Annotated in this window: 28 protein-coding genes and 1 riboswitch; of the genes, 14 read left to right on the forward strand and 14 right to left on the reverse strand. The window is 73.1% G+C overall.

Annotated features, from left to right (window positions below):
- Positions 1-2 precede the first annotated feature (2 nt).
- The 5 genes from ABD999_RS21905 to ABD999_RS21925 all read right to left on the reverse strand — a co-directional run bounded on the left by ABD999_RS21905 (position 3) and on the right by ABD999_RS21925 (position 3,005).
- Positions 3-344, reverse strand: a complete 342-nt coding sequence (locus ABD999_RS21905; protein WP_271275377.1) for a hypothetical protein — start codon at positions 342-344, stop codon at positions 3-5.
- Positions 341-739 carry a YbaB/EbfC family nucleoid-associated protein gene (locus tag ABD999_RS21910; RefSeq protein ID WP_261808343.1) on the reverse strand — a complete coding sequence of 133 codons (399 nt, stop codon included), beginning with the start codon at positions 737-739 and terminating at the stop codon, positions 341-343. The genes ABD999_RS21905 and ABD999_RS21910 overlap by 4 nt, the downstream gene beginning before the upstream one ends.
- A 90-nt stretch (positions 740-829) precedes the next feature.
- Positions 830-1,237 carry a hypothetical protein gene (locus ABD999_RS21915; protein WP_271275376.1) on the reverse strand — a complete coding sequence of 136 codons (408 nt, stop codon included), beginning with the start codon at positions 1,235-1,237 and terminating at the stop codon, positions 830-832.
- Positions 1,234-2,121 (reverse strand): SseB family protein, encoded by an 888-nt coding sequence (locus ABD999_RS21920; protein ID WP_148029604.1) that lies wholly within the window; start codon positions 2,119-2,121, stop codon positions 1,234-1,236. The genes ABD999_RS21915 and ABD999_RS21920 overlap by 4 nt, the downstream gene beginning before the upstream one ends.
- 32 nt (positions 2,122-2,153) lie before the next feature.
- Entirely contained in the window at positions 2,154-3,005 is an 852-nt protein-coding gene (locus ABD999_RS21925; protein WP_271275375.1) for an alpha/beta fold hydrolase, read from the reverse strand.
- Positions 3,006-3,162: 157 nt separating this feature from the next.
- Between ABD999_RS21925 and ABD999_RS21930 the strand changes: the two genes are divergently transcribed.
- The 6 genes from ABD999_RS21930 to ABD999_RS21955 are packed head-to-tail and all read left to right on the forward strand — an operon-like array spanning position 3,163 to position 11,396.
- The gene (locus ABD999_RS21930; RefSeq protein ID WP_271275374.1) at positions 3,163-4,893 is read left to right on the forward strand and encodes an ATP-binding protein; all 1,731 of its coding nucleotides are present in this window, start codon (positions 3,163-3,165) and stop codon (positions 4,891-4,893) included.
- 11 nt (positions 4,894-4,904) lie between these two features.
- Positions 4,905-6,044: an exonuclease SbcCD subunit D gene (locus tag ABD999_RS21935; protein WP_271275373.1), complete on the forward strand. Its 1,140-nt coding sequence runs from the start codon at positions 4,905-4,907 to the stop codon at positions 6,042-6,044.
- On the forward strand, positions 6,044-8,863 hold the full coding sequence (locus ABD999_RS21940; RefSeq protein ID WP_345482853.1) for an AAA family ATPase: 2,820 nt from the start codon (positions 6,044-6,046) through the stop codon (positions 8,861-8,863). The genes ABD999_RS21935 and ABD999_RS21940 overlap by 1 nt, the downstream gene beginning before the upstream one ends.
- The gene (locus tag ABD999_RS21945; RefSeq protein WP_148029608.1) at positions 8,860-9,804 is read left to right on the forward strand and encodes a hypothetical protein; all 945 of its coding nucleotides are present in this window, start codon (positions 8,860-8,862) and stop codon (positions 9,802-9,804) included. The genes ABD999_RS21940 and ABD999_RS21945 overlap by 4 nt, the downstream gene beginning before the upstream one ends.
- 57 nt (positions 9,805-9,861) lie before the next feature.
- On the forward strand, positions 9,862-10,815 hold the full coding sequence (locus ABD999_RS21950) for a GlxA family transcriptional regulator (RefSeq protein ID WP_271280430.1): 954 nt from the start codon (positions 9,862-9,864) through the stop codon (positions 10,813-10,815).
- The gene (locus ABD999_RS21955; protein ID WP_271280428.1) at positions 10,815-11,396 is read left to right on the forward strand and encodes a DJ-1/PfpI family protein; all 582 of its coding nucleotides are present in this window, start codon (positions 10,815-10,817) and stop codon (positions 11,394-11,396) included. The genes ABD999_RS21950 and ABD999_RS21955 overlap by 1 nt, the downstream gene beginning before the upstream one ends.
- Here the strand turns inward: ABD999_RS21955 and ABD999_RS21960 are convergent.
- Complete coding sequence (locus ABD999_RS21960; RefSeq protein WP_271280427.1) at positions 11,393-12,208, reverse strand: SAM-dependent methyltransferase; 816 nt, start codon at positions 12,206-12,208, stop codon at positions 11,393-11,395. The two genes, ABD999_RS21955 and ABD999_RS21960, sit on opposite strands and share 4 nt — an antisense overlap.
- Before the next feature lie 170 nt (positions 12,209-12,378).
- Here ABD999_RS21960 and ABD999_RS21965 point away from each other — a divergent pair, with 170 nt between their 5' ends.
- On the forward strand, positions 12,379-12,564 hold the full coding sequence (locus ABD999_RS21965; protein WP_222708829.1) for a hypothetical protein: 186 nt from the start codon (positions 12,379-12,381) through the stop codon (positions 12,562-12,564).
- Between the two features lie 14 nt (positions 12,565-12,578).
- Positions 12,579-13,766, forward strand: coding sequence for an erythromycin esterase family protein (locus tag ABD999_RS21970; RefSeq protein WP_271280426.1), 1,188 nt, complete (start codon positions 12,579-12,581; stop codon positions 13,764-13,766).
- Positions 13,767-13,772: 6 nt separating this feature from the next.
- Here the strand turns inward: ABD999_RS21970 and ABD999_RS21975 are convergent, their stop codons facing one another.
- Positions 13,773-14,795 (reverse strand): rod shape-determining protein, encoded by a 1,023-nt coding sequence (locus ABD999_RS21975; RefSeq protein WP_345482854.1) that lies wholly within the window; start codon positions 14,793-14,795, stop codon positions 13,773-13,775.
- A gap of 160 nt (positions 14,796-14,955) precedes the next feature.
- Between ABD999_RS21975 and ABD999_RS21980 the strand changes: the two genes are divergently transcribed.
- The 3 genes from ABD999_RS21980 (at position 14,956) to ABD999_RS21990 (ending at position 17,369) form a co-directional block, all read left to right on the forward strand.
- Positions 14,956-15,156 (forward strand): DUF5302 domain-containing protein, encoded by a 201-nt coding sequence (locus ABD999_RS21980; protein ID WP_148029613.1) that lies wholly within the window; start codon positions 14,956-14,958, stop codon positions 15,154-15,156.
- A 154-nt stretch (positions 15,157-15,310) separates the two neighbouring features.
- A riboswitch (cyclic di-AMP (ydaO/yuaA leader) is annotated at positions 15,311-15,448 on the forward strand.
- Positions 15,449-15,633: 185 nt separating this feature from the next.
- Entirely contained in the window at positions 15,634-16,467 is an 834-nt protein-coding gene (locus ABD999_RS21985; protein WP_345482855.1) for a hypothetical protein, read from the forward strand.
- Positions 16,468-16,505: 38 nt separating this feature from the next.
- On the forward strand, positions 16,506-17,369 hold the full coding sequence (locus ABD999_RS21990; RefSeq protein ID WP_271277188.1) for an alpha/beta fold hydrolase: 864 nt from the start codon (positions 16,506-16,508) through the stop codon (positions 17,367-17,369).
- A 126-nt stretch (positions 17,370-17,495) separates the two neighbouring features.
- Here ABD999_RS21990 and ABD999_RS21995 read toward each other — a convergent pair whose 3' ends face one another.
- From ABD999_RS21995 to ABD999_RS22015, 5 genes are all read right to left on the reverse strand, one after another.
- Positions 17,496-17,867: a hypothetical protein gene (locus ABD999_RS21995; RefSeq protein WP_271277187.1), complete on the reverse strand. Its 372-nt coding sequence runs from the start codon at positions 17,865-17,867 to the stop codon at positions 17,496-17,498.
- A gap of 22 nt (positions 17,868-17,889) precedes the next feature.
- Complete coding sequence (locus ABD999_RS22000; RefSeq protein WP_148029615.1) at positions 17,890-18,264, reverse strand: roadblock/LC7 domain-containing protein; 375 nt, start codon at positions 18,262-18,264, stop codon at positions 17,890-17,892.
- Between the two features lie 29 nt (positions 18,265-18,293).
- Positions 18,294-19,094 carry a hypothetical protein gene (locus ABD999_RS22005; RefSeq protein WP_271277186.1) on the reverse strand — a complete coding sequence of 267 codons (801 nt, stop codon included), beginning with the start codon at positions 19,092-19,094 and terminating at the stop codon, positions 18,294-18,296.
- Between the two features lie 3 nt (positions 19,095-19,097).
- Positions 19,098-19,475: a roadblock/LC7 domain-containing protein gene (locus ABD999_RS22010; RefSeq protein WP_271277185.1), complete on the reverse strand. Its 378-nt coding sequence runs from the start codon at positions 19,473-19,475 to the stop codon at positions 19,098-19,100.
- Between the two features lie 171 nt (positions 19,476-19,646).
- Entirely contained in the window at positions 19,647-20,876 is a 1,230-nt protein-coding gene (locus tag ABD999_RS22015) for a DUF4032 domain-containing protein (RefSeq protein WP_271277184.1), read from the reverse strand.
- Positions 20,877-20,898: 22 nt separating this feature from the next.
- Between ABD999_RS22015 and ABD999_RS22020 the strand changes: the two genes are divergently transcribed.
- Positions 20,899-22,476 carry a DUF885 domain-containing protein gene (locus ABD999_RS22020; protein ID WP_219543788.1) on the forward strand — a complete coding sequence of 526 codons (1,578 nt, stop codon included), beginning with the start codon at positions 20,899-20,901 and terminating at the stop codon, positions 22,474-22,476.
- On the opposite strand, the gene ABD999_RS22025 is transcribed toward ABD999_RS22020, so the two are convergent.
- Entirely contained in the window at positions 22,448-23,080 is a 633-nt protein-coding gene (locus ABD999_RS22025) for a class II aldolase/adducin family protein (RefSeq protein ID WP_271277183.1), read from the reverse strand. The genes ABD999_RS22020 and ABD999_RS22025 overlap by 29 nt on opposite strands.
- A gap of 39 nt (positions 23,081-23,119) precedes the next feature.
- Positions 23,120-23,704 (reverse strand): TetR/AcrR family transcriptional regulator, encoded by a 585-nt coding sequence (locus tag ABD999_RS22030; protein WP_271277182.1) that lies wholly within the window; start codon positions 23,702-23,704, stop codon positions 23,120-23,122.
- A 68-nt stretch (positions 23,705-23,772) separates the two neighbouring features.
- Here ABD999_RS22030 and ABD999_RS22035 point away from each other — a divergent pair, with 68 nt between their 5' ends.
- Both ABD999_RS22035 and ABD999_RS22040 read left to right on the forward strand, forming a co-directional pair.
- Complete coding sequence (locus ABD999_RS22035) at positions 23,773-24,690, forward strand: carbohydrate kinase family protein (RefSeq protein WP_271277181.1); 918 nt, start codon at positions 23,773-23,775, stop codon at positions 24,688-24,690.
- Between the two features lie 20 nt (positions 24,691-24,710).
- Positions 24,711-25,925: an aminotransferase class III-fold pyridoxal phosphate-dependent enzyme gene (locus ABD999_RS22040; RefSeq protein WP_271277180.1), complete on the forward strand. Its 1,215-nt coding sequence runs from the start codon at positions 24,711-24,713 to the stop codon at positions 25,923-25,925.

Genomic DNA, 25,925 nt, shown 5'->3' on the forward strand with positions numbered 1-25,925 from the left:
TCTCAGACCTGCCGCATCATCGCGGAGAGATCCTCTTCCATGGCGGTGTTCACCTGCAGGGTGTTGCCGACGGCGGCGCGCACCCTGCCCGGCTCGCCGGAGATCTCCTGACACAGCTGCGCGCACTGGTCGAGCAGGAGATTCGGGCCGTTGCCCTGGAAGTGGGCGTTCCAGAACGCCACGCCCTCGGCGCCGGTGCCCCACGGCGCGGCGGCGAGGGCCGCCTTGACCTTGGCGACCCGGTCGGACAGTTTCTCGTCGAGGTCCCCGGCCATTGTGTCCCACTGGGTCAGCCCGCGGTCCACGGTCGGCTTCATGATCTCCGTACCGTCCCAGAGTCTCACGTCCGGCCCTCCATCCGGTCGGCGAGCCGGTTCATGGCGGCTTCGAGGTCACCGTCGAGGTGCGCCTCGAACTCCGCGCGGGGGATCACCGGCTCGAAGATCTCGGTGACGCGTTCCCTGGCCCTGGCCACCGCCCGCCGCGTCGTCTCGGTGATCGTGTCGGCCAGGTGCCGCGCGTCGGGACGCCGGTAGATGCGCGGGTCGAGATCGAGCCTGACCAGCTCCCCGCGCGCCCCGACCGTCACCGACACCAGGCCGTCGCGCGACTTCTCGGTGACCTGGACCTCTCGCGCCTTCGCGTGCAACTCCAGGCTCGCGTCCTGGATCTGGCGGAACATGTCGCGCAGTTCGTCGGCGTACGCGCGCATCGCCGCCACGTCAGGGAGGGACTCCACGGACACCTCCCCCATCCCCGGCGAATCTGATCACACACCCGTATTACTGATCAGTTTCCGTCACATGAACATCAGAAGGCAAGAGGTGCATCAAAGTGGTGAATCTTCCCCATTGAGTGGTACGGCGTGCTCCTGCGGATCGTTCACCTCTTCACGGGGCACCCAGAGGCGGTACACGCCGCGCTCGATCCGTTCCAGCCCCAGCTCCCGCCCGGTGAGCGCGGACCCGCCCAGATACTCGAGCAGCAGCAGCCCGTCACGCTCGTCGCGCACGTCGAACCGCTCGCCCCGCCAGTGGCACACCGTCGTCACGAAGTCCAGGGCCTCGCACTCCGCCACGGGCACCGTGCGCACGTGACAGCCGGGCTCGACCTCCTCGAAGCCGTCCGCCGGATCGGGGCTGCGCAGCCGCACCCACAGTTCGAGGGGGTGCGGCTCGGGGCTGGCCACGTAGTCGGCGCCTCGCCAGCGGGCACGGTAGTGAGCAGGGCTTGTCACGTCCGCGCCCCGATCAGCAGCCATCGCCGCAGGTCGCCGTGGTAAAGAGCGCGCCGGTGCTCGGTCCCGGCCTCGGTGAGCTCCCAGATCTCCGCGCCGTGCGGCAGGATCACCCCGTACACCTTGTACTCGCGGATGACCTGGTCCACGTTCGGCGCCAGGCCCAGCCCGGTGAACGGCGGCTCCTCGACCACCCATCCGGCCACCGCGGCCCTGCGCTCCTCGTCGGTCCCGCCGTACGGGGTGCGGTAGAGGCCGAGGCCGGCGGGGCGCCAGCGCAGGATGTTGAGCGAGCCGTCGGAGGTCAGCATGTCGGGCTGCCCCAGGGCCTCGGCGAGCACCGCGGGCGTCGCGATGTGCGAGACGTCCAGCGCGTGGTGGCAGTATCCGGAGATCCTCGGCTCGCCTCCGGTGAGCAGGTCGTGCACGCCGCCAGGGGAGAGCAGCTTCTGCACCGCCGGGACCCCGGAACCGGGGGCGATCAGCAGGTCCTGGGCCAGCGTGGGCACCGCCAGCCTGGCCAGCGTGCCCGACTCCAGCAGGAAGGAGGCGGGCAGCCCCGGATTGACCGCCAGGCCCCACCGCGGGTCGGGCCAGCCGGCCGCCAGCTCGACCGGCGACGCGATCCGGCAGTGCGCGGCCACGCCGCCGGTGGCCAGCCGCATCGCCGCCACCGAGGTGAACGCCAGCACCCACGTCCGTTCGGCGTCGGCGGCCGTCGCCCAGGCCGGAGCCTCGGTCCCGGCCGCCGCGCCGGCGGTGATCGGCAGCGCCAGGTCGGCGTCGCGGAGCAGGCTCAGGCACAGGGCCGTCTGCCCGTCCTGATGAGCGGCCCACAGCCGCTCCTCGAACGGCGTGGCCGGTTGATGATCGATCGACGTCACTCTGCCCAGTCTGCCCGGTTCGTCGGCCCTCCTTATGCGGACAGGACCCGGCGGAGCGTGGCGGCGAAGCCGTCGGGGTCGCCCGCCATGCCGAACTGGCCGTCCAGGAATCCGCCGTGGTGGCTGGGGAAGACGACGGGCTCCGTGCCGAGCCGCGCGGCGACCGCCACGCCCGCGCGGTGCGCCAGCTCCCCTTCCGACTCGGCGCCGACGCCGATGACGATCCGGGTCGGCGCCGCGCGCAGCGCCTCGAAGTCGTGCTCGTAATGCGTGCAGGTCATGAGATTCTGGGCGAACATCGGGTCGTCGCGGGAGCCGTCGTCCTCCGCCGGGAACCCGAGCTCCTCCGGCTTCTGCACGGGCAGGTCGGCGAAGCCGGCGGGAACCTCGCCCCGCAGGCTGGAGACCGCGATGAACTTCGCCATCGCCGCGCCGAAACCGTCGCGATCGTACGTCCGGCAGATGTCCACCACCGAGGCCAGCGCCCGCTCCCGGTCCGGCAGGGCCTGCGCGGCCGGCGGCTCGTGCGCCACGAGCGTGCGCACCCGCTCGGGGTGCCGGGCCACCAGCGCCAGCGCGTTCACGGCGCCCCCGCTGCTGGCGAAGACGTCCACGGGCCCGCCGCCGACCGCGCGGATCAGCCGGTGCACGTCGTCGGCGTGCTGCTCGGGCGTCGACTCGCCGTCGCCGTCCCGCTCGCTGCGCCCGATCCCGCGCGGGTCGTAGGTCACCACCGTACGGTCCCGGAACCGCCCGGCCAGGGCGGTGAACCCGGTGGCGTCCATCGGGCATCCGATCATCAGCAGGATCGGCGCGTCGTCCGCCTCGGCCTGGTGCACGTCGTAGGCGAGAGTCGCGCCGGGCACCTCAAGGGTGTGGGTCATGTCGTCGCTTCCTTCCCAGTCATCCTGGAATGTAGACCCACGAGAGGCGGCGAAGTCATCGGTCGCGTGCTCCTTGACGGGGGACTTCTGTCACCCTGGCCCATTACCCTGCTTGGAGGCGTTGATGGGGGTGGAGGGCTTCGTGACGGTCAACGGGATGACGAGCGTCGATGTGGCCTCCGTGGCCGCGGGGGCGGTCGGCCGGGTGCTGGGCACACAGGCCGCCTCGCCGCTGTCGTTCTGGATCGGGCTGGAGCCGGGCAAGGTGGTGCAGCTCGACGACGTGGTGGTGACCAAGCGCGAGGTGCCCGGCCACGGGCCGCTGGTGATGGCCGGCGTGGTGACGGCCGTGGAGGCGCGTCACGAAGGCGCGGCGTACGACTCCGACGTGTTCCTGATCGCCGAAGGGGCGCTGCCCGCGGCGGTGGTCGAGGTGGCCGAGGTGCGGGTCACCCGGGTCGAGCCCGAGGTGTTCGTGCCGCCGCTGCCCGGGGCCACGGTCTATCTCGCCGGGGCGGGCGACCGCGACCAGGCGCTCTACTTCGACGTGATGGAGCGCCGGGTGCCGCTCGGCGTGGGCCGCGACGGGCAGCCGCTCTACGTCAACTTCGACTTCCTCGACGGCACCCGCGGCGCCCACGTGTCGATCTCCGGCGTCTCCGGCGTCGCCACCAAGACCTCGTTCGCCACCTTCCTGCTCTACTCGATCTTCAACTCGGGGGTGCTGGGCGGCGAGGCGGCCAACACCAAGGCGCTGATCTTCTCGGTCAAGGGCGAGGACCTGCTCTTCCTCGACCAGGACAACGTCCGCCTCGACGAGCCGGCCAAGGCCGTCTACGGCCGGCTCGGGCTGCCGGCCAAGCCGTTCGGCAGCGTCCACGTGTTCGCGCCGCCCCGGCCCGGCGACCCCAACGGCGTCCCCCACGTCTCCGCCCGCACCCACGGCGTCAGCTCCTTCTACTGGACGCTCGTCGAGTTCTGCCAGGACGAGCTGCTGCGCTTCGCGTTCGCCGACGCCGACGACGAGCGGGCCGGCTACTCGCTGCTGGTCGGTCAGGTGGCGGCCCGGCTCAAGGCGTGGGCGGAGCCGGTCGGCGACGGCGGCGCCGTGATGATCCAGGGCACCTCCTGCCGCACCTTCTCCGACCTGGTCGAGCTGCTGTCCGACCAGCTCCAGGACGAGGGCAGCCGCCCTCAGTGGACCGGCGCGCAGACCCCGCTCGGCACCGTCAACGCCTTCCTGCGCCGGCTCAGGAGCGCCGTCCGCGCGCTGTCGCCGATCATCCGCGGCGACCTGCCGTTCTACCGCAACCACTCGGTCAGCACCTCCAGCGCCCAGGTGACGATCGTCGACCTGCACAACCTGCCCGAGCGGGCGCAGCGGTTCGTGGTCGGCGTGGTGCTGCGCGGCGAGTTCCACCGCAAGGAGTCCTCGGGCACCGCCAAGCCGCTGCTGTTCGTGGTGCTCGACGAGCTCAACAAGTACGCGCCGCGCGAAGGCGACTCGCCGATCAAGGAGATCCTGCTCGACGTGGCCGAGCGCGGGCGCAGCCTCGGCGTGATCCTCATCGGCGCCCAGCAGACCGCCTCCGAGGTGGAGCGCCGCATCGTCGCCAACAGCGCCGTGCGCGTCGCGGGCCGGCTCGACACCGCCGAGGCCGCCAGATCCGAGTACGGCTGGCTGCCCCCGGCCGTCCGCGACCGGGCCACCATCGCCAGGCCCGGCACCATGTTCGTGGCCCAGCCCGAGATCCCGGTGCCGCTGGTCGTCGCCTTCCCGTTCCCCGCCTGGGCCACCCGCCCGTCCGAGGCGCTCGCCCCCGCCGAGGCGTCGGCCGATCCGTTCCAGGGGCTGCCCGGCGTCGAAGACGACATCCCGCCCTTCTGAGAGGTCGACTCGTGAAGATCCTGCACACCGCCGACTGGCACGTGGGCAAGGTGCTCAAGGGGCGCTCCCGCCTCGACGAGCACCGCGAGGTGCTGCGCGAGCTGGTCGCCACCGCCCGCGAGCGGGACGTCGACCTGGTGATCGTGGCCGGCGACCTGTTCGACACCTCCGCGCCCACCACCGAGGCCCAGCAGCTCGTGCTGCCGGCGCTGATGGCGCTGCGCGAGGGCGGCCGCGACGTCGTGGTGCTGGCGGGCAACCACGACAACCCGCAGCTGTTCGAGGTCTACCGGCCGCTGCTCGGCAAGTTGGGCCTGCACGTGGTGGGCGCGTTCCGCCGCCCCGACCAGGGCGGCACGCTCTCCTTCACCGCCCGCACCGGCGAGCCGGTCCGGCTCGCCGTGCTGCCCTTCCTGTCACACCGCTACGTGGTGCGTGCCGCTGAGGTGCTGGCCGGCACCGCCGCCGAGCACAACCGCGACTACGCCGCCCGCATCGCCGAGCTGATCGCCGCGCTCACCGCGGGTTTCGAGAACGACACGGTCAACCTGATCACCACCCACGGCACGCTCCCCGGCGGCCGGTTCGGCGGTGGCGAACGGGAGGCCCAGTCGATCTTCTCGTACTACTTCGAGCCCACCGCCTTCCCGCCGTCCACCCAGTACGCCGCGCTCGGCCACCTGCACCGCCGCCAGCAGCTGCCCGGCCCGTGCCCCATCTGGTACAGCGGCTCGCCCATCGCGGTCGACTTCGGCGAGGAGGGCAACCTGCCCGGCGCCCTGCTGGTGGACGTCGCGCCCGGCCGGCCCGCCGTCGTGGAGGAGGTCGTGTTCCGCTCGCCGCGCAGGCTGCGCACCGTGCGCGGCACGCTCGACCGGCTGGAGTCCCTGGAGCAGGGCGACGACTGGCTCCGGGTGGTCGTCGAGGAGAAACCTCGCGTCGGCCTCGCCGACCAGGTGCGCGAGCTGCTGCCGGGCGCGATCGACGTGACCCTGGACGAGCGCTTCCGCCCCGTCGCCGCCGTACGGGAGTCGCGCTCGCCCGCCCGCAGCCCGCGCGAGCTGTTCCGCGAATACCTGGCCGCGACCGGCCGCGCCGACGAACAGGTGGCCACGCTTTTCGACCGGCTGTACGACGAGGTGACCGGCTGATGCGCCCGCTGCTGCTGCGACTCGACCACTTCGGCAGCTTCCGCGACCCGGTGGACGTCGACTTCTCCGACGTCGACTACTTCGCGCTGACGGGGCCGACCGGGGCCGGCAAGAGCACGATCATCGACGCGCTCTGCTTCGCGCTCTACGGCACCGTCCCGCGCTGGGGCAGGGAGAACGTCATCGCCCACGCGCTGGCCCCGTCCGTCGCGGCGGGGAAGGTGGCGCTGCTGTTCGAGAGCGACGGCCGCCGCTACGGGGTGGTCCGCGCGCTCGTCCGCGACGGCAAGGGCACGGTCCGCACCAAAGAGGCGCGCATCGACGAGCTGGCCGGCGGGGTGCCGCTGGGCGAGGCGTGGGAGGCCGTGGTCAGGCCGCTCGCCGAGGGCGAGCACGTCACGGCCGAGGTGCAGCGGGTGACCGGGCTCGAATACCGCTTCTTCACCCAGTGCGTCGTGCTGCCGCAGGGGCGCTTCGCCGAGTTCCTGCACGCCGCGCCGCGCGAGCGGCAGGACCTGCTGGTGCAGCTGCTCGACGCCGACGTGTACGAGGCGATCAGGCAGCGGGCGGTGCGCGAGGAGGAGACGGCCAGGACCTCCGCCTCCCTGGCCCGCGACGAGCTGGGCAAGCTGTCGGGGGCGACGGCCGAGCTGGAGGAGCAGCTGGACGGGCGGCTCTCCGCGCTGCGGCGGCTGGCCGCGACCCTCGACGCCGACCTCGACCTGTTGCGTGCCCGCGAGTCCGAGATCCGCCGCGCCACCCGCGAGCGCGCCGCCGTGGCCGAGCGGCAGGCGGCCCTGGCCGCGCCGCGCATGCCCGACGGGGTGGCGACGCTCTCGTCGGCCCGGCGGGCCGCCGCGGAGGCGGTGACGTCCCTCCTCGACGAGGTCGCCACGCTGGAGGCAGACGAGCACGAGGCGGACGAGGCGCTGGCCGCGCTGGGCGGCCGGGAGCGTCCCCAGGCCGCGCTGACCGCGCTCGACTCCCGCGACCGGCTCACCGCCCAGATGGAGTCTGCCCGTGCCCAGGCCCGTTCCGCGGCGGAGTCCCTGGAGTCGCTGAGGTCCGCGCTCCAGGAAGCCGAAAGCGCCATGGCCGAGGCCGATCGGCGCCGCGACCGGCTGCGCGACGCCCACGCCGCCGCCGACCTGGCCTCCCGCCTCACCCCCGGCGACCCCTGCCCCGTCTGCCTCCGCCCCACCCCTGGAGAGAACACACCCCCGCGGCCGACCGCCCCGACGGGCTCCGCCGCCTCGGGAACCCCCGCCGCGACCACCGCCGGCGCGGAAGATCCCCGTACAGGGGGCCACGCCGATGCGGAGAGCCGCGCGGGTGCGGAGAGCCGCGCCGGTGCCGGGGGCCACGCCGGTGCCGGGGGCCACGCCGATGCGGGGGGCCACGCCGATGCGGGGGGCCACGCCGATGCGGGGGGCCACGCCGATGCGGGGAGCCACACCGGTGCGGGGAGCCACACCGGTGCGGGGAGCCACACCGGTGCGGGGAGCCGCGCCGGTGCCGGGGGCCACGCCGGTGCGGGGAGCCACGCGGGTGCGGGGAGCCGCGCGGGTGCGGCTGTGCATGCCCACGCGGGCGCCGGGGCGTCCCGGGTGGTGGTGCGGGCGCCTGGGGCCGCGGAGATCAGGGCGGCGGAGGGGGCGCTGGCCGCCGCGCGGAAGGAGGCCGAGCGGGCGCGGACCGCGTACGCGAAGGGTGAGACGTCGGCGGGGATGTACGCCACCCAGGTGACCAGGCTGGAGGCGGAGCTGGCCGCGCTGCCACCGGCCGTGGACCGGGCGGCGGTCGAGGGCAGACTGGCCGCGATCGCCAAGGCGGAGGCGGTGGCCGCCGAGGCCCGCAGCGCCGTCAGGGCCGCCCGCTCCCGGCTGCGGCAGGCGCAGACGGAGGCGGAGCGGGCCGACCGGCGGGCCGCCGACGCGTGGCGGACGCTGGAGACGGCCCGCGACCGGCTGCTCGCGCTCGGCTCGCACGACGACCCGCCGCCCCCGCTGGCCCGCGACGACCTGCACCGCGCCTGGACCGACCTGCTGGCCTGGCGCGACGAGGCCGCCCGCGCCGCCACCGCCGCGCTGGCCGAGCGCGACGAGGAGCTCGCCGCCGCCACCGCCGGCCTCTCCCGCGAACGCGCCAGGCTCGCCGAGCGCCTGCGGGAGCACGAGGTCCCGCTGCCCGGCGAAGGCACCCCCGAGCAGCTCGGCGCGGCCGTCGCCGGCGAGGTGGCCCGCGTCGAGTCCCGGCTGGAGCGGGTCAGGGAGGCCCGCGAACGCGCCGCCGAACTGGCCGAGGAGCTCACCGCGAAGGAGCACGCCGCCAAGGTCGCGCACGAGCTGGCGCTGCGGCTGCGCGCCAACGCCTTCGAGCGCTGGCTGTGCGCCGAGGCCCTCGCCGTGCTCGTCACCACCGCCTCCGGCCTGCTGCGTGAGCTGTCCGACGGCCAGTACGAGCTCGCGCTGAGCGACCGTACCGAGATCGAGGTCATCGACCACGCCGAGGCCGGGATGCGGCGCAGCGCCCGCACGCTGTCCGGCGGCGAGACCTTCCAGGCGGCGCTCGCGCTGGCGCTGGCGCTGTCCGACGCGGTCGCGCGCGGCCTCGACTCGATCTTCCTCGACGAGGGGTTCGGCACACTCGACCCGGCCACCCTCGACACGGTCGCCACCACCCTCGAACGGCTCGCCGCCGGGCAGGAGCGCATGGTCGGCGTCGTCACCCACGTCCCCGCGCTGGCCGAACGGGTGCCGGTGCGGTTCGAGGTCCGCCGCGACACCAAGGGCTCGCACGTGCGGAAGGTGGGGCCGTGACGGCGTTCTCCGTCGATCCCTGGGACCCCGGTTACGCGGCGGCGCTGGCCGCCGAGGCGTTCTCCGAGCTGGGCGCCACGAGCGCCGAGCTGGTGCTCGACATCGAGCGGCCGTCCGGCGACTGGAAGCCCGTCACCCCCGGCCCCGACGCCCGAGCCCCCGAGACGCTGCTGGTCGCCGACGGGGTGCGCCGGATCGACGCCCGGGTGTGGGTGGACGACCCCGACACGGCCATGCCGGTGCCGGGGATCGCGGCCTCGTACGCCGCCGGGATCGTCCGGTGCGGTCCCGACGGCGCCGACCTGGCGGACATCGAGGTGCACCGCGCGCTCATCAGCGCCTCCCCGTACACGCCCGAGGTGAAGACCGCGCACGCCACCTACCGCCCCGGCAGGGCGGCCGACTCGACGGCGGAGGAGCTGTCGCTGGCGCTGCAGCGGCAGGTCACCCAGCTGGAGGTGGAGCTGTCGGTCCGCCACCGCGGGATGGCCGACGACCTGCTGCTGGTCGACGGGCCGCTGCGCGGGCGCGGGCATCTGCCGCGCACGATCGGTTACATCAAGACCCACCACATCGCCTACCTGCCGCCCGCCCAGTCGGCGGTGGTGGCCTCGCTGGCGCCAGGTCAGCGCACGCCGGTGTTCCTCATGGGCACGAGCTGGCGGCGGCACGCCTGGTACGTGCGGCTGCCCGTGCACGCGGTCACCCCGTGGGCGGGCATCGTGCGCTGCGAGGCGAGCGCCGAGCTGGACCCCGCGGAGGCGGCGGCGCTGGCCGACGCGGTGACGCTGGCCCTGCCGCCGCTGGCCGGCGTCGACTACAAGGATCCGCGCGCCCCGCAGAACCTGGTGCCGATCGGCGGCCTGGAGAAGCTCCTGCGCCACCACCTGGGCGACTCCCGGCTGCTCTACCGGGCGCTGCGCACGGCCGCACGTAGTTGATCTTGGCGGAAATCGTCACTTTCCTGTCCTTGCCGCCATGACGGGCGGCCCTGGAGCATAAAAGACGTGCGCGTCGTCTTCGTCATCTTTCCCGGGTTCCAGATCCTGGATCTGACCGGGCCGCACGAGGTGTTCCACCAGGCCGGACCGTACGCGATCGAGACCGTCGCGGTGGCGGAGGGGCCGGTCCCCGCGTCGGGCGGGCTGGCCGTGGCGCCCACCGCGACCGTCGCCGGTTGCGACGGCGCCATCGACACGCTCGTCGTCGTGGGCGGGCGCGGCACGCCCGAGGCGTGCGCCGACGCGCGGCTGATCGGCTGGCTGCGGGAGGCGGCCGGGCGGTCCAGGCGGGTGGCGTCGGTGTGCACCGGGGCGTTCCTGCTGGCCGAGGCCGGGCTGCTGGACGGGCGGCGGGCCGTCACCCACTGGTCGTCGTGCGACCGGCTGGCCGCGCGGCACCCGTCCGTCGTCGTCGATCCGGACGCGCTGTTCGTCCAGGACGGCAACGTGTGGACCTCGGCGGGCGTGACCGCCGGGATCGACCTGGCGCTGGCGCTCGTCGAGGACGACCTCGGGGCGGACGAGACGCGGCGGATCGCCCGCCACCTGGTGATGTTCGTCCAGCGGCCCGGCGGGCAGGCGCAGTTCTCCGCCCAGCTCGAAGCGCGGCGGCCGGCCCGCGAGCCGCTGCGCGACCTGCTGGCCTGGATCACCGCCTCCCCCGACCAGGACCTCACCGTGCCCGCGCTGGCCCGCCGGGCGGACATGAGCGAGCGCAACTTCACCCGCGTGTTCACCGCCGAGACCGGCCGCACGCCTGCCGCCTTCGTCGAGTCCGTGCGGCTGGAGGCGGCCCGCCGCCTGCTGGAGACCACCGACGACACGCTCGACGCCGTCGCCAGGGCCTGCGGGTTCGGCACGGTCGAGACCCTGCACCGCTGTTTCCGGCGGAGCCTGCGGGTCACCCCGGGGCAGTACCGCCGCCACTTCCGCATGACGAGGAGCCACTGATGCGCATCGGGATCTTGCTGTTCGAGGGCGTCGAGGAGCTGGACGCCGTCGGCCCGTGGGAGGTGCTGGCCTCCTGGGCCGCCGCCCACCCGGACGAGGCCGAGGTGGTCGCCTTCGCCCGCGAGGCCGGTCCGGTCCGCGCCGCCAAGGGTCTGGGGCTGGTCGCCGAGCACGGCATGGCCGACGTCGGGCCGCTGGACGTGCTGCTGCACCCGGGCGGGCGCGGCACCCGGCCGCTGCTCAAGGACGAGGAGCACCTGGCCTGGCTCCGCGACCGGCGCGCCACCGTGCCGCTGCTGACGAGCGTGTGCACGGGGTCGCTGGCGTACGCGGCCGCGGGCCTGCTCGCCGGCCGCCCCGCCACCACCCACTGGTCGGCCATCGGCACCCTCACCGAGCTGGACCCGACGATCGAGGTACGGCCCGGCTACCGGTTCGTGGACGACGGCGACACCATCACCGCCGCTGGAGTGTCGGCGGGCATCGACATGGCGCTGCACCTGGTGGCCCGGCTGGCCGGCACCGAGCGCGCCAAGGAGACCCGCCACTACATCCAGTACGACCCGGCCCCGCCGGTCTAGGGGACGCGGCCGACGACGCCGAGCACGCCGCCCTTGACCAGGCCAGGCCACGGGTACGGGTCGTCGTTGTTGCGCCACTTCTGGGCCGGCACCACACCCGGAGGGAGGATCTCCAGACCCTCGAAGAGGGCGAGCAGGTCCTCCCTGCCGCGCCAGGCGAGGCCGCCCGAGGTGCTGCGCTGGTAGACGCCGCGGACCCCGTCGACCTTCGAGGCCTCGCTCTCTCCGGGCTCGATGTAGCCGTGCGAGACCACCAGATAGCTGCCGGACACCAGAGGCTGCCTGAGGGCCGCCACGATCTTGGCCACCTGGTCGTCGTCGTGGAAGAAGTGGAAGACGGCCGCCACGACCACGGCCACGGGCCGGGAGAAGTCCAGATGCTCTTCGGCGGCGGCCAGGATGGCGTCGGGCTCGGCCAGGTCGCCCTGGACGATGATCGTCTCGGCGTTGTCGGCCAGCAGGGCGCGGGCGTGGGCGAGCACGATCGGGTCGTTGTCCACGTACACGATCTTCGAGTCCGCGGCGACCCGCTGCGCGACCTGGTGGACGTTGTCCTGCGTCGGCAGGCCCGTCCCGATGTCCAGGAACTGCCGGATGCCGGACTGGGCCAGGTGCCGCACGCTCCGGATGAGGAATCCCCTGTTGGCCAGGGCCACCTCGCGGATGTCGGAACCGGTCTGGCGGGCGAGCTCGATGACTTGCTCCGCGGCCTCCCGGTCGGCGGGGAAGTTGTCCTTGCCGCCCAGGTAGTAGTCGTACATGCGGGCCACACTGGGCACGTTGGGGTCGATCTGCCCCGGAAGCTGCGCCATGTCCTCGCCTTCCACGTAGCCTCTGCCGCAAATGTAGTGCTTTTTCGTGACGAACGGATCTTTATCCTCTAGAAAGAGGTGATCCGGCTGGGCGGTATGGGCCAAGGGCTGATGCGGGCGATACTTTGGTCCGATGCGGCGGGCCCGCCGGGGGTGCCAGCGTTGCCCGCATGGGGTTCATCGGAGTCATTCTCATGATCCAGGGGTTCGGCGGGTTCGTGGCCCGCCAGTTCTTCGACCGCGACTTCGGGCTGCTGCATCTCTGGCTCGACGGCGCGACGCTGACGGTGGTGAGCGTCGCGCTGGGCGTGCTCGGCCTGGTGCTCGCCCTGGCCAGTCTCCGAGACAGGTCGTGACGGGAGCGGCCGAGGTGACCGGCTGGCTCGCGTCCAGGGCCGTCCCGCTCGACGGGCTCGACCCGCGCGGGCCGGTCGCCGGCCTGGAGCCGCTGCGACAGGTCCTCGACGGTGTCAGGGTGGTGGGGCTGGGGGAGGCGACCCACGGCACGCGGGAGTTCTTCCTGCTCAAGCACCGGCTGCTGCGGTTCCTCGTGGAGGAGCTGGGGTTCACCGTGCTGGCGATGGAGGCCAGCGTGTCGGCGTCCGAGGCCCTGGACGCCTACGTCCTGGGCGGGGCGGGGGAGCCGGAGCGGCTGCTGGCCGACCTCGGGTTCTGGACGTGGCGGACGCGGGAGATGCTGGCCGTGGTGGAGTGGATGCGCGAGCACAACCGCACCGCCGAGCCGAAGGCGCGCTTCGCCGGGATCGACCCGCAGTTCCCCGCAGCGTCGCTGCGGTGGCTCCGCGATCACCTGGGTGAGCGGGCAGGCGAGCTGCTCGGGCCGCTGGCGGTGCTGGGGGAGACGCGCCTGGGAGTGGGGGAGCCGCTCGACCCGGCGATCGAGGCGGCCGCCCGCGGGCTGGCCGACGAGGTGGGCGCCGGCGGGCCGGGAGAGGCGCACGCCAGGACCGTGCGGCAGTTCGCGACACTGGTCACGCGGCCGATGCGCGACGCCGACGGGGCGCGCACCGCCGGGGCGGCCCGCGACCAGTTCATGGCCGACAACGTCGACCGGCTGCTGGAGGACCCGGCGGCGAAGGTCGCCGTCTGGGCCCACAACGGTCACGTGGCCGCCGGCCACTACGCGCGCCTCGGTGCTCCGGTCATGGGAGATCATCTGCGTCAGCGTCACGGCGCCGGTTACTACGCGCTCGGCCTGCTGTTCGGACAGGGTGAGTTCCGGGCCAGGCGGCTCCGGTTCGGCAGGCCCGACGTGCGGCGGCCGCCGGTGCGCCACCGGGTGCCCGCCGCCGGCAGGCCCGACGTGGCCGAATCCCTGCTGGCTGCCGCCTGCCCCCGCGATCACGTCGTCGACCTGCGCCTCGGGCCCAGGCCCGAGGCGGTGACCCGGTGGCTGGGCGAGCAGCAGTACGTGCGCGGTTACGGCGCCACGGCCGGGCGCTTCTCGTACAAGCTGACCTTCACCCCGGCCGTGCTCGGCGCCGCCTTCGACGGGCTCGCCTACATCGCGCACGGCACCTGTTCGACCCCGCTGTAAGGGTTGTCACAGCGGGGGCCGGGGGCCGATGGCGCCCAGGCGGTCGGCGTAGCGGCCGAGGCCGAGTGCCATCGACTCGACGGGCCGGTCCGCGCGCCGCACCGGCACGCCCATGGCGGCGCGCAGGCGTCTGGCCAGGCCGCGCAGCAGCGCGCCGCCGCCGGTCAGCACCGCCCCGTGCGCGGCGACGTCGGCGGCGAGCTCGGCGGGGCAGCGCTCCAGGGCCGTCGCCGCCGCGCGGGCGATGGCGTCGGCCGGCGCCCGGGTGACCTCGTACAACTGCTGGACGGGCAGCCACGCCACCCGCTCGCGCCGCGACTCCGGGTCGAGGCCGCGGACGATCACGTGCCGGTCCAGCGGCTTCCAGGACGGGCCCGCGCGGAGCTTGGCCGCCTCCGCCTCCGCCTCGCCGACCAGCAGCCCGTGCTCACGGGCGACCAGGGTGGCGATCGCCGCGTTCACGGCGTCGCCGCCGGCGTGGACGGTCCCCGCGGCGACGACGGCGCCGCAGGCGAGGATCGCGATCCTGGTCAGGTGAGGGCCGATGTCGACGATCATGCGCCCGGCCGGCTCCGTCACCGGCAGCCCGGCGCCGAGCGCCACCGCGACGGCGTGCTCCACGAGGTACACCCGCCTGGCGTCCGCCTCGTAGGCCAGGTCGCGCACGGCCGAGCTCAGGATGGGCGGGGCGCCGTCGGGCAGCGCCATCACCAGCCGCGGCCGGGCGTACGGGTGCCCGTGCACCTTGCTCAGGAAGTGCTTGACCAGCCGCCCGGCGAGCTCGCCGCCCTCGCGCACCGGCCAGCGGGCGATCCCGTCGTCGTGCCGTACCGCCCGCATGCCCGCCCCGCTGGAGGGCGAGCACGCCGCGTACGCGTCCGCGCCGAAGAGCGTGCGGCCCGTGGCCGCGCAGGCCGCCGCCATCGACGGCTCGTTGAGCACGACGCCCAGGCCGGGGGCGTAGATCTGGGTGGTGGCCGTGCCGAGATCGATCGCGAGATCCCGGCCGAGGAACGCGAGCGGGCTCACCGCCGCGGCTCCGGGGGGTAGAGCTGCATGTCCGTGGTGTTTCCTCGATCGGGTCAAGGCAACACCAAGTCGCCGGCGCGCGTCCCGCCGATGATCCCGGTTATGCGCTGTCAAGGCCTGCGTGCGAAGCTGGAGGCTGTACGCACATCAGGAGGCCCTCATGGCGGAAACCCCGGAGCCGGAAGTCGACGAGACTCCCGAGGACGAGATGAAGCGCAAGTTCCGTGAGGCACTGGAGCGCAAGCGCGGCCAGCAGGCGGGATCTGGCGGCAGTGGTAGGGGCGCCGACCATTCCAAGATCCACGGAGCCCACGGCCCGGCTGCCGGCAAGCGGTCCTTCAGGCGCAAGAGCGGCGGCTGAATCTGGGTGTAAAAGGGGGTACGGCATGCCGTACCCCCTTTTTCTAGGTAGATCTTCGCCCGAATCATGGGCTTACCTTTGCGTTTGTCCGATTTGCTCGCTAGATTGGTCGGCGTTACCAGGCAGTGACCTTGGCTCTTCACCAGGAAGAGGCGGCTGCCTGGCGCCGAATCCCGCTCCCCCGCGGGAACCGGGGACCCACCTTCTGGGGTGAATCCGGCCCATGCGGCCGGTAGGGCATCTCCACGTCCGAACCCGTCAGCTAACCCGGTAGGCGAGATGGAGAGGACGTTTTCCTGTGATGAATCACCGCGCCCGTCCCCCCTACCGCGGGATGTCATCGGCCGCCGATTGAGCGGCACCATTTCCTGATCTTCCTTTCGCGCTCCCACCGTAGCGTCCGTACGGCTTGATGCCCGGCTACGTCGTTCCGCGAGCGCATCTTTGCTGTTGCCTCACAAAGGACTTCTGTTTTTCATGTCTGCTCGTTTCAGCATGCGTTCCATCGCCGCGATCGTCGCCGCCGCCGGCACGCTGGCGCTCGGCTCCGGCGCCGCCGCTCACGCCGACACCGACAAGGGCACGGAGAAGGTCCTGCTCCAGGGCGAGACCACGGCCTCCTACTTCTGGGACGACGGCTCCGGCCGCGCGGGTGACACCGGCCTGCCGGCCAGCGGCAAGCCCATGCAGAAAGGCATGGCCGCCAGCCCCAGCTGGCCGCTGCTGACCGAGGGCTACGTCATCTACAAGGGCAAGAAGGCGCCGTTCTTCGTCGGCGACCGCGGCCCGGGCGTCCCGTCCAGCAAGGGCATCATGCTCGACCTGGACGGCAAGACCTTCGCCGACCTGACCGGCGGGAAGTTCAACCCGCGCACGCTCATGGTGGACGGCAACGGCGGCAAGGGCCACATCGAGGTCGAGTACGTCATCACCAAGTGGGGCGACGGCCTGGGCCTGAAGAACCACCCGGTCGCCTTCTCCGAGGGCGCCTACAAGCGCATGGACCGCAACCCGGCCGCCCCGCCGGTCCTGGCAGGGGACAAGGCGGACAAGAAGGACGAGGAGAAGGCCGTCGCGGGCCAGTCCGGCAGCGACAAGGCCGAGCCCGTGAAGACCAGCCCCGTGAAGGCCGACCCGGTGAACCTCGTGAAGGCCCCGGCCGAGCCGCAGCCCGCCGCCGGGGGCGCCGAGGCGGCCGCGGCCACCGAGCGGAGCAACGTTGCGGGTGCCGCCGTGGCCGGCGGCGTGATCCTCGTCGGCGGCGGCCTGGTGCTGGGCCGCGAGCGCATCCGCAAGCTCGTGCGCCGCTGACCTTTGCGTCACCACGATTAGAATGTCATTCTAGAGCCGTGACCTCGACCGCATCGGCTCATGGAATCGACATCGCGTACGAAAGCTTCGGCTCTCCCGACGGGCGCCCGCTCCTGCTGATCATGGGGCTGGGCGCCCAGCTCATTCACTGGGACGACGAGCTGTGCGAGCAGCTCGCCGAGCAGGGGCACCATGTCGTCAGGTTCGACAACCGCGACGCCGGGATGTCCACCCACCTCCACGAGGCGGGCGCGCCCGCACCGGGCAAGCCGGCGCCCTACCTGCTGGACGACATGGCCGCGGACACCGCCGGGCTGATGGACGCCCTCGGCTGGCCGGCCGCGCACGTGATGGGCGCCTCGATGGGCGGCATGATCGCCCAGTCGCTCGCCATCCGGCACCCCGAGCGGGTGCTCACCCTCATCTCGATCATGTCGACCCCCGGTGGCGCGGTCGCCCCGCCGAGCGAGAGCGCCCGGTCGGTCCTGTTCGCCAAGCCGGTGACCACCCGGGAGGAGGCCATGACCCAGGCGCTGGCGACCTGGTCGGTCATCGGCTCCCCGGGGTACGAGCTCGACCGCGAGCGTGTCCAGCGGCTGGCCGGGCAGGCGTTCGACCGCGGCCACGACCCGGCGGGGTTCGCCCGGCAGCTCGCCGCCATCATGGCGTCGCCCGACAGGACCGAGGCCCTCACCCGGCTCAACGTCCCGGCGCTGGTCATCCACGGAGCCGACGACCAGCTCGTCCCGCTCTCCGGCGGGCAGGCCACGGCGGCGGCCATCCCGGGCGCCGAGCTCAAGGTCTTCCCCGGCATGGGGCACGACCTCCCGCGGGCACTCTGGCCGGAACTCGTCGAGGCCGTCACCAAGCTCACCGCCGGTCACGCGGGCCCGGCCCGCTGATCCCGGGACAGGTGGAAGGGGCGCACCTCGCGAAGCGCCGGGAGGCTGCCGCTCGCGAGATGCGCCCCGGCGGCGGCACGCGCTCGCCGCGCCCGGACGCGTGCCGCCGGGTTCTCGGGGGAGGGGTCAGACCTCCAGCTTCTCCTCGATGCCCTTGAGATGGTGCCTGGCCAGGGCGAGGTTGGCCCGGCCGCGGTCCAGGGCCAGGTAGAGGAACAGGCCCTTGCCGCCGCGCCCGGAGATCGGCCGGATGATGTGGTACTGGCCGCCGAGCGTGATGAGGATGTCCTCGATGGCGTCGTTGAGCCCGAGCGAGTCCATCGTCCGGAGCTTCGCCTTGACGACCTCGGTGTTGCCGGCCGCCGCGACCTGGAGGTCCAGGTCCTTGGACCCGCCCAGGGCGCCGAGCGCCATGCCGCTGCCGTGGTCCACGATGGCGGCGCCGATGGAGCCGTCGATCGCCATCATCTCCTTGAGAGAGATGTCCATGCTGGCCATGCTTTCCTCCGATCAGGAATGGTCACTTCTTGCCTGCTGCCACCGCCGCCACCGCGGCGGCGGTCTTGCGCCCCTCCAGCCGGAGCAGCCCGAGGTTGGCGCCGGGCTCAGCCAGGACTGTGAGGACGACAGTGGGGCCGGCGGCGTAGAACGCGGCGTGGCCCGCGCTGCCGGAGACGAGCGTCTCCTCCAGGTCGCCCCGCCCGGCCAGGATCATCATGCGCCGGCTCATCGCGAGCAGCGCCGCGGCCAGCGCGGACACGTGCTCGCTGCTGTCCTCCGCCAGGTCGCAGGCGATCGTCAGCCCGTCGATGGTGGAGGCCACGCTCCCTTTGACGTCGGCCGTCCGTTCGCGCAGGAGAACCATCTCCTTGAGCACCTCTTGACGCAGTTCCACAGATGGCCTCCTCCTGCGTGAGGGGAACCTCACGTCAGCTCCTCCAACGCCTTCCTGAGCCGCAGCAGCAGCTCGATGTCCGTGGGGTCCCCGGTGACGACCGGGCCGAGCGGGCCGCCGGCGGTGGCGTCCGCCCTGTGCCGGGCGACGTCGAGCCGCTTGACCCGCCTGGGCAGCGGCTCCGCCCCCTCGGCCGCGACGATCAGGCCCGCCGCCGCCAGCCTGCGCACCGCCAGCAGGACCGCGTAACCGGACCGGCCCAGCCGCTTGGCCAGCTCCAGGGGAGTGGCCTCGCCGTCGGCCCCGATCGCCACCTCCCACTGCACGTCGCTGAGCGTCACGCTCTGCCCGGGCATCCGCGGCGCGGCGCGTACGGGGGAGGTGTCCAGGTCGGCCCGCGGCCACGTCTCGGCGAGCCGTGCCCGGCGGCGCGCGCACTCGCGCACCAGGCCGGGCACGTCGAAGTACCAGCGCCCGCCGAGCCAGTGCCCCTCGCCGGGCCGGAACCTCGGCCGGGCGCCGGTCACCGGCAGCAGGAAGAACGCCGCGTCCAGCACCGCGCCGAGCACGCAGTACTGCAGCTCGCCGAGCGTGACCCGGCCTTCCTCCAGCAGGCGCTCGGCGCCGCCGTCGGCCTGCAGCCTGCGCAGCGCCGACTCCGGCACCCGGCCACCGGCCGCGAGCAGCCGCTCGGCGCCGGGCACCTGCGCGCAGGTCATGTACGTGATGCGGCCGTCGTCGAGGTAGACGGTGCCGGCGCGGCCCACCCGCAGCGCACCGGTGGCCCGTTCCTTGGCGAGGCCGGCCAGGAGCGTGTCCAGCGACGGCATCGGTCACGCCAGCAGCTGCTCGGAGATGGCGCGCAGCCGGTGGCGGGCCAGCGCGATGTTCGACCGCTCCATGTCGAGGCGCACGTAGATCACCAGCGGCCCCTCGAACAGGGTGTCCATCAGTCTGATCAGGTGGTGTCCCTGGTCGGTGCTGATCAGCAGGTCGCCGATGCGCACGGTGTCGCCGGGACAGGCCCGCGAGAGCCCGTCCATGCTGGCCCGCAGCATCTCGGTCAGCGCCGCGGCCGCCTTGTCGGCGTCCACGCCGCGGGGTTGCCCGCTGAAGGACACGGCCATGCCGCTCGTGTGATCCACGAGCATCGCGTCGAGCGCTCCCGGTATGGCCATGACTTCGGTCAGGCAGCTGTCGAGTGCGAGCACGGTGGCCTCCCTCGCCGTCATGCGGACGCGGACAGCTTAGGGATGCCAGAAGAGACGGAAATGAACGGCGATAACGTGAGCCGTACCGAGATGAAGTTGTCTACGGCTGAGGCGAAGAAAAACCCTACTGAGAGGGATAATCCAGCGATTTATGAGGAAATGACAAAGGCCTCAGGGAAGGTTATTCGCATTCGGTTCCGTCGCCTCGTCCGGAAGGAGCGCCTTCTCGTCGGGCTTGAAGACCAGCACCTTGTCCACGTACGACGTGACCGCCGCGGCCAGCCCCACATCGCTCCCGGCCGCCTCCGACAGGTACCACCGGTGGTCGAGGATCTCGTGGAACAGCTGCGGAGCCTCCAGCTTGCCGCGCAGCCCGGCCGGGATGGCCGCGATCGTCGGCTGGAACACCTCGGCCAGCCAGCGGTGCGCCACGATCGCCTCGTCCTCGTGCCGCAGCCCCACGGCGACCCGGAACCCGTCGAGGTCGTTGAGCAGCCGCCTGGCCTGGTTCTCCTCCGCGTCCAGGCCGGTCAGCCGCAGCAGGCGGCGCTGGTGGTGCCCGGAGTCGACCACCTTGGGGCGGACGATCAGCCGGCCGGTGCCGACCTTGCGCCGCACCATCATCTCGGCCACGTCGAACCCGAGCAGGTTCAGCCGCCGGATCCGCTGCTCCACCCGGTGCCAGTCGACCTCCTCGATGATCTCGTCCTGGGTCAGCTCGGCCCACAGCCGGTGGTAGCGGCTGACGATGTCCTCGGCGGTGTCCATCGGGTCGATCGACGGATGGAGCAGGCCGCCGGCCTCCAGGTCGAGCATCTCCCCGAAGATGTTCAGGTGCGCCGCGTCGATGTCGCCGAGCCGCTGCCCGTCGCTGAGCATCGGGTGCATCTCGCCGGTCTCGGCGTCGACCAGGTAGGCGGCGAACGCCCCCGCGTCGCGCCTGAACAGCGTGTTCGACAGCGAGCAGTCGCCCCAGTAGAACCCGGTGAGATGCAGCCGCACCAGCAGCACGACCAGCGCGTCCATCAGCCGGGTGAGCGTGTCGGGGCGCAGCGTCCCGGACATCACGGCCCGGTACGGGAGCGAGAACTGCAGGTGCCGGGTGATCAGCGCCGCGTCCAGCCCCTCCTCGCGGCCGGTGACGTAGGCGACCGGCTCCACGGCGGGCGCGTCCAGCCTGGCCAGGTCCCACAGGAGCTGGTACTCGCGCCTGGCGTACCGCTCGCTGATTTCCTTGATCGCGTAGACCTTGCCGCCCAGCCGGGCGAACCGCACGACGTGCCGCGAGATGCCGCGCGGCAGGTCGACGAGGTGGTGCTGGGGCCACTCCGCGAGCGGCAGCTCCCAGGGGAGCCGGATCAGGTCGGGATCGCCTAACGCGCCGGTGATCTGAAGGGGCATTCGCCAAGGATATGGTGCATCGGTGGACGAGTTTCTCAGGTGGTACTTTTCCCGGCGTCCGGTCCTGGCGAGCACCTTGGGCGCCGAGGGCTACGACCACACGCTCGGCGACTTCTCCGCCGCCGCGTTCGCCGAGCGCGAGCGCGAGGAGGCCCGGTGGCTGGCGCGGCTGGAGGCCGGCGAGACGGGCGACCCGATCGACCGTGACCTCGTGATCTCCCAGCTCCGCGGCGCGGTCGCGCTGGCGGAGTGGCCCGACTGGCGGCGCGACCCGGCCGTCTACCTGTCGGCCGTCTTCACGGCCCTGTTCACGCCGTTCCAGCACCGGCTCAGGCCGGAGCCCGAGCTGGTGGCCGCCGCGATCTCCCGGCTGGCCGAGGTGCCCGGCGTGCTGGCCGCCTGCCGCGCCAACCTCGACCCCGAGCTGGCCGCGCCGCTGATCGTGCGGCGCGGGCTCGGCCAGGCGCGCACCGGGCGCGCCTTCCTCACCGAGACCGTCCCCGGCATGGTCGGCGACCCGGACCTGCGGGCCCGGCTCGCCGAGGCCGCCGAGCCGGCCGCCGCCGCGTTCGACGAACTGGTCGCGTTCCTGGACGGATTCCGGTGCGGCGGCACCTGGCGGATGGGCGAGCGGCTCTACTCGCGCCTGCTGCGCGAGCGCGAACTGCTCGGGTACGGCGCCGCCGAGCTGCACGAGAAGGGCCGGGCCGCCTGGGACGAGCTGGACGGGCGGATGCGCGAGGTCGCGGTACGGGTGAGCGGCTCGCCCGACTGGCGGGCCGCCATGGAGACGCTCATGGACGACCACCCCGGCACGCTGGAGGGGATGCGGGCCGAGTACGAGGCCGAGACCCGGCGGGCCAGGGAGTTCGTCCGCGAGCGGGACCTGGTGACGTTCCCCGAGGGCGAGGAGTGCCTGGTGCTGCCGTCGGCGGTCTACAGCCGGCCCGTCGTGGCGGTGGCCCACTACCTGGCGCCGCCGCCGCTCAGCAGCTCGCGCACCGGCGTGTTCTTCGTGCCGTACACCCCCGACCACTTCACGCCCGAGCAGGTGCGGCAGCGGCTGCGCACCAACAGCCGGGCGCAGATGCCGTCGATCGCGGTCCACGAGGCCTACCCCGGCCACCACTGGCACCTGGCGACCCTGGCCGCCAACCCGCACCCGGTGCGCAAGGTGTTCCGCACCCCGTACTTCACCGAGGGCTGGGGCCTGTACGTGGAGAAGCTCCTGCACGAGCAGGGCTACTTCGGCACGCCCGCCACCGAGCTGGCCCACCTGGACTTCCGGATCTTCCGGGCGGCCCGCATCGTCGTGGACACCGCGCTGCACTGCGGGGACATGACGACCGAGGAGGCCGAGACGTTCATGGCCACCAAGGCGTCGCTGTCGCCCGGCACCGCGCAGGGCGAGGTCAGCCGCTACTGCGCCTGGCCCACCCAGGCGCCCTCGTACCTCACCGGCGCCATCGAGATCGAGCGGATCCGCGCGTCGTACACCGGCTCGCTGAAGTCCTTCCACGACCGGATCGCCGGCTCCGGCGGGCTGCCGACCGGGCTCGCCGAGCGGGCGCTCAACGGCGGGGGAACTCCGGCGGGCTGAGCGCGCGCTCGACCACGGCGGCGAGCTGCTCGTCGGTGAGCACGGCCGGCTCGCCCACGCCCAGCGCGCGCACGTACACCTCGCACAGCCACTCCAGCAGCCGGGTGGCCTCGAACGCCTCCTCCAGCGTGGCGCCGATGGTCACCCCGCCGTGGTTGGCCATCAGCGCCGCCCGCTTGCCCTCCAGCGCCGCCCGCACGTTCGCGGCCAGCTCGTCGGTGCCGTACGTGGCGTACTCGGCGACCTTGACCACCCCGCCCAGCATCAGCGCGTTGTAGTGGATCGGCGGCAGCTCGGTCTTCGTGGTGGCCACGACCGCGCCGAACACCGAGTGGGTGTGGACCACCGCGCGCGCGTCGGTGGTGCGGTAGATCGCCAGGTGCATCGGCGTCTCCGAGGACGGCTGCGCGTCACCTTCCAGGAGGTGGCCGTCGAGGTCCACGACCGGGCACGAATCCGGGGTCAGCCGGTCGAGCGCCACCCCGGAGGGGGTCACCGCCACCCGGTCGCCCTCGCGCACGCTCAGGTTGCCCGACGTCCCGATGACCAGGCCCAGCTCGACGGCGCGCCTGCCGTACGCGCACAACTGCTCGCGGAGGCTCATGGCGGCAATGTAGTCGGTCGTCCGAAATGCGGCAACGAATCAGAGCCCGTCGAGGTGCTGGAGCAGGAGTCGTTCGAGGTCGACCCGGCGCAGCCGGTCCGGATAGAGCAGCAGGTGCAGGCTCAGGCCGTCGACCAGGGCGAGCAGGTGCTCCGTGACGTCGTCGAGGTTCTGCCCGGTGGTCAGCTCACCCGCGGCGCTCGCCTGGCCGAGCAGGTCGCGCACGGCGGCGCGCAGCTCGGCCGCCTCCGACCGCTGCACCTCGGCCAGCCGCTCGGAGGCCAGGCTGCGGCTCCAGAAGCTCACCTCCAGGCGGGTCTCCTGGGTGCGCTCGGCGTCGAGCGGCAGGTTGTCGAGGAGCAGCTCGCGCAGCGCGGCCAGCCCCGAGACGCCCTCGACCTTGCGGGTGAGCCGGTCGCGGATGCGCTCGTGGGACTGGCTCAGCGCCGACAGCAGGATCTCGTCCTTGTCGGTGAAGTAGTGGGCCAGGACACCGTTGGAGTAGCCGGCCTCCTTGGCGATGGCGCGGGTGGTGGCGGCGTCGATGCCGTCTCTGACGATCACCCGGCGGGCGGCTGACAGCACCTCGCGCCTGCGCTCGTCGTGGTCCACGATCTTCGGCATCGGCATGCCCCCTTCCGTGTCCGCTCCAGCATATTGACTTTTTAGTCGGACGTCTGTCTATTTAAACCATGACCGTCGTCACCGTCGGCGTGCACATCGTCGACATCCTCGCCAGGCCCGTCTCGCACATCCCCGACGGGCAGGACACCGTGCTCGTCGACGAGATCCGGCTCACCGCCGCGGGCTCCGCCGCCGGCACCGCCGTCGACCTGGTCAAGCTGGGCAACGAGGTCGTCACCATGGGCGCCGCCGGCGACGACGAGCTCGGCGACTTCCTCGTCGCGGTGCTGGCCAAGCACGGCGTGGACGTCTCCCGGCTGGTCCGCCGGGCGGGGGAGCGCACCGCCGCCTCGATCCTGCCGATCCGGCCGGACGGCGGGCGCCCCAGCTTCCACGTCCCCGGCGCGAACCTCGGCGTCACGCCCGCCGACCTCGACACCGATCTGCTGCGCGGGGCGCGGGCGATCCACCTGGGCGGCGTGGACGTCACCTTCGCGCTCGCCGACCCCGCCTTCTTCGCGCTGCTCGACGAGGTCAGGGCCGCCGGCACGGTGGTCACCATGGACCTGCTGTCGGAGATGCCGGACCTGCTCGGCCTGGCGCGGGCGTTCCTGCCGCACGTCGACTACGTGCTGCCGAACGAGAGCCAGGCCCGGCTGATGGCGGGCGCCGACGACGTGCGGGAGGCCGCCGGGGCGCTGCTGGCCGAGGGGCCGCGCGGCGTGCTCGTCACGCTGGGCGAGGCGGGCAGCCTCGTGGTGACCGGCGCGGGCGCCGAACGGGTCCCGGCCGTCAAGACGGAGGTGGCCGACACCACCGGCTGCGGCGACGCGTACTGCGCCGGGTTCGTCACCGGCCTGCTGCACGGCGAGGACGTGCCCACCGCCGCCCGCTGGGGCACCGCCGCCGCCTCCCTGGTGGCCACCGGGCTCGGCTCCGACGCCGGGCTCACGGACCTCGACGCCGTGCTGGCCCTCCTCGACTGACCACCCCTTAGGAGTCTCCGATGACAGACGCCGAACTCCGCGCGCGGGCCGCCAAGGTCGTCCCCGGCGGCATGTACGGGCACCTCAACGCGGCCATCTTCGCCCCCGGCTACCCGCAGTTCTTCGAGCGGGCCGAAGGCTGCCGGCAGTGGGACGCGGACGGTCGCGCGTACATCGACTTCATGTGCAGCTGGGGGCCGGTCGTGCTGGGCCACCGCCACCCCCGGGTGGAGGAGGCCGCCACCCGGCAGGCCGCTCTCGGCGACTGCCTCAACGGCCCCGGCCCGATCATGGTGGAGCTGGCCGAGCTGCTGGTGGACACGATCCCGAGCGCCGACTGGGCGATGTTCTCCAAGAACGGCACCGACGCCACCACCCAGGCGCTCATGGTCGCCCGCGCCGCCACCGGCCGCACCAAGGTGCTCCGCGCGCACGGCGCCTACCACGGGGCCGACCCGTGGTGCACGCCCTCCACCGCCGGCACCACCCCGAACGAGCGGGCCGACCTGGTCGAGTTCGACTACAACTCCCTGGAGTCGCTGGAGGCCGCCGCCGCGAGCGCGGGCGACGACGTGGCGGCGATCATCGTGACGCCGTTCAAGCACGACTCGTTCGAGGACCAGGCCCTGGTCGAGCCCGCCTTCGCGCGGGGCGCGCGGGCGCTGGCCGACCGGCTCGGCGCGGCGCTGGTGATCGACGACGTGCGCGCCGGGTTCCGGATCGACCTGCGCGGGTCGTGGGAGCGGTACGGGGTGCGGCCGGATCTGACGGCCTGGTCCAAGGCCATGGCCAACGGCTACCCGATCGCCGCCCTCACCGGCGTCGACGCGCTGCGGGGCGCGGCCCAGACGCTCTACACGACCGGGTCGTTCTGGTTCTCCGCGGTCGCCATGGCGGCGGCCAAGGCGACCATCGAGACCCTGCGCGACACCGACGGCATCGCGGCGATGGAGCGCGCCGGCACCCAGCTCAGGGAGGGCCTGTACGCGCAGGCCAAGGCGCACGGCTTCGTGGTGAACCAGACCGGCCCGGTGACGATCCCGTGGCTCAGCTTCGACGGCGACGCGGACCTGTCGGTCGCCCTGCACTGGAGCGACGCCTGCCTGCGGCACGGCGTCTACCTGCACCCCTGGCACAACTGGTTCATGTCGGCGGCCCACACGGAGCAGGACGTGGCCCTCGCGCTGGAGGGCACCGACCGGGCCTTCGCCGAGACCCGGTCGCACTTCGGCTGA

This window comes from Nonomuraea ferruginea (assembly GCF_039540635.1).
In the GTDB taxonomy this organism is placed as follows: domain Bacteria; phylum Actinomycetota; class Actinomycetes; order Streptosporangiales; family Streptosporangiaceae; genus Nonomuraea; species Nonomuraea ferruginea.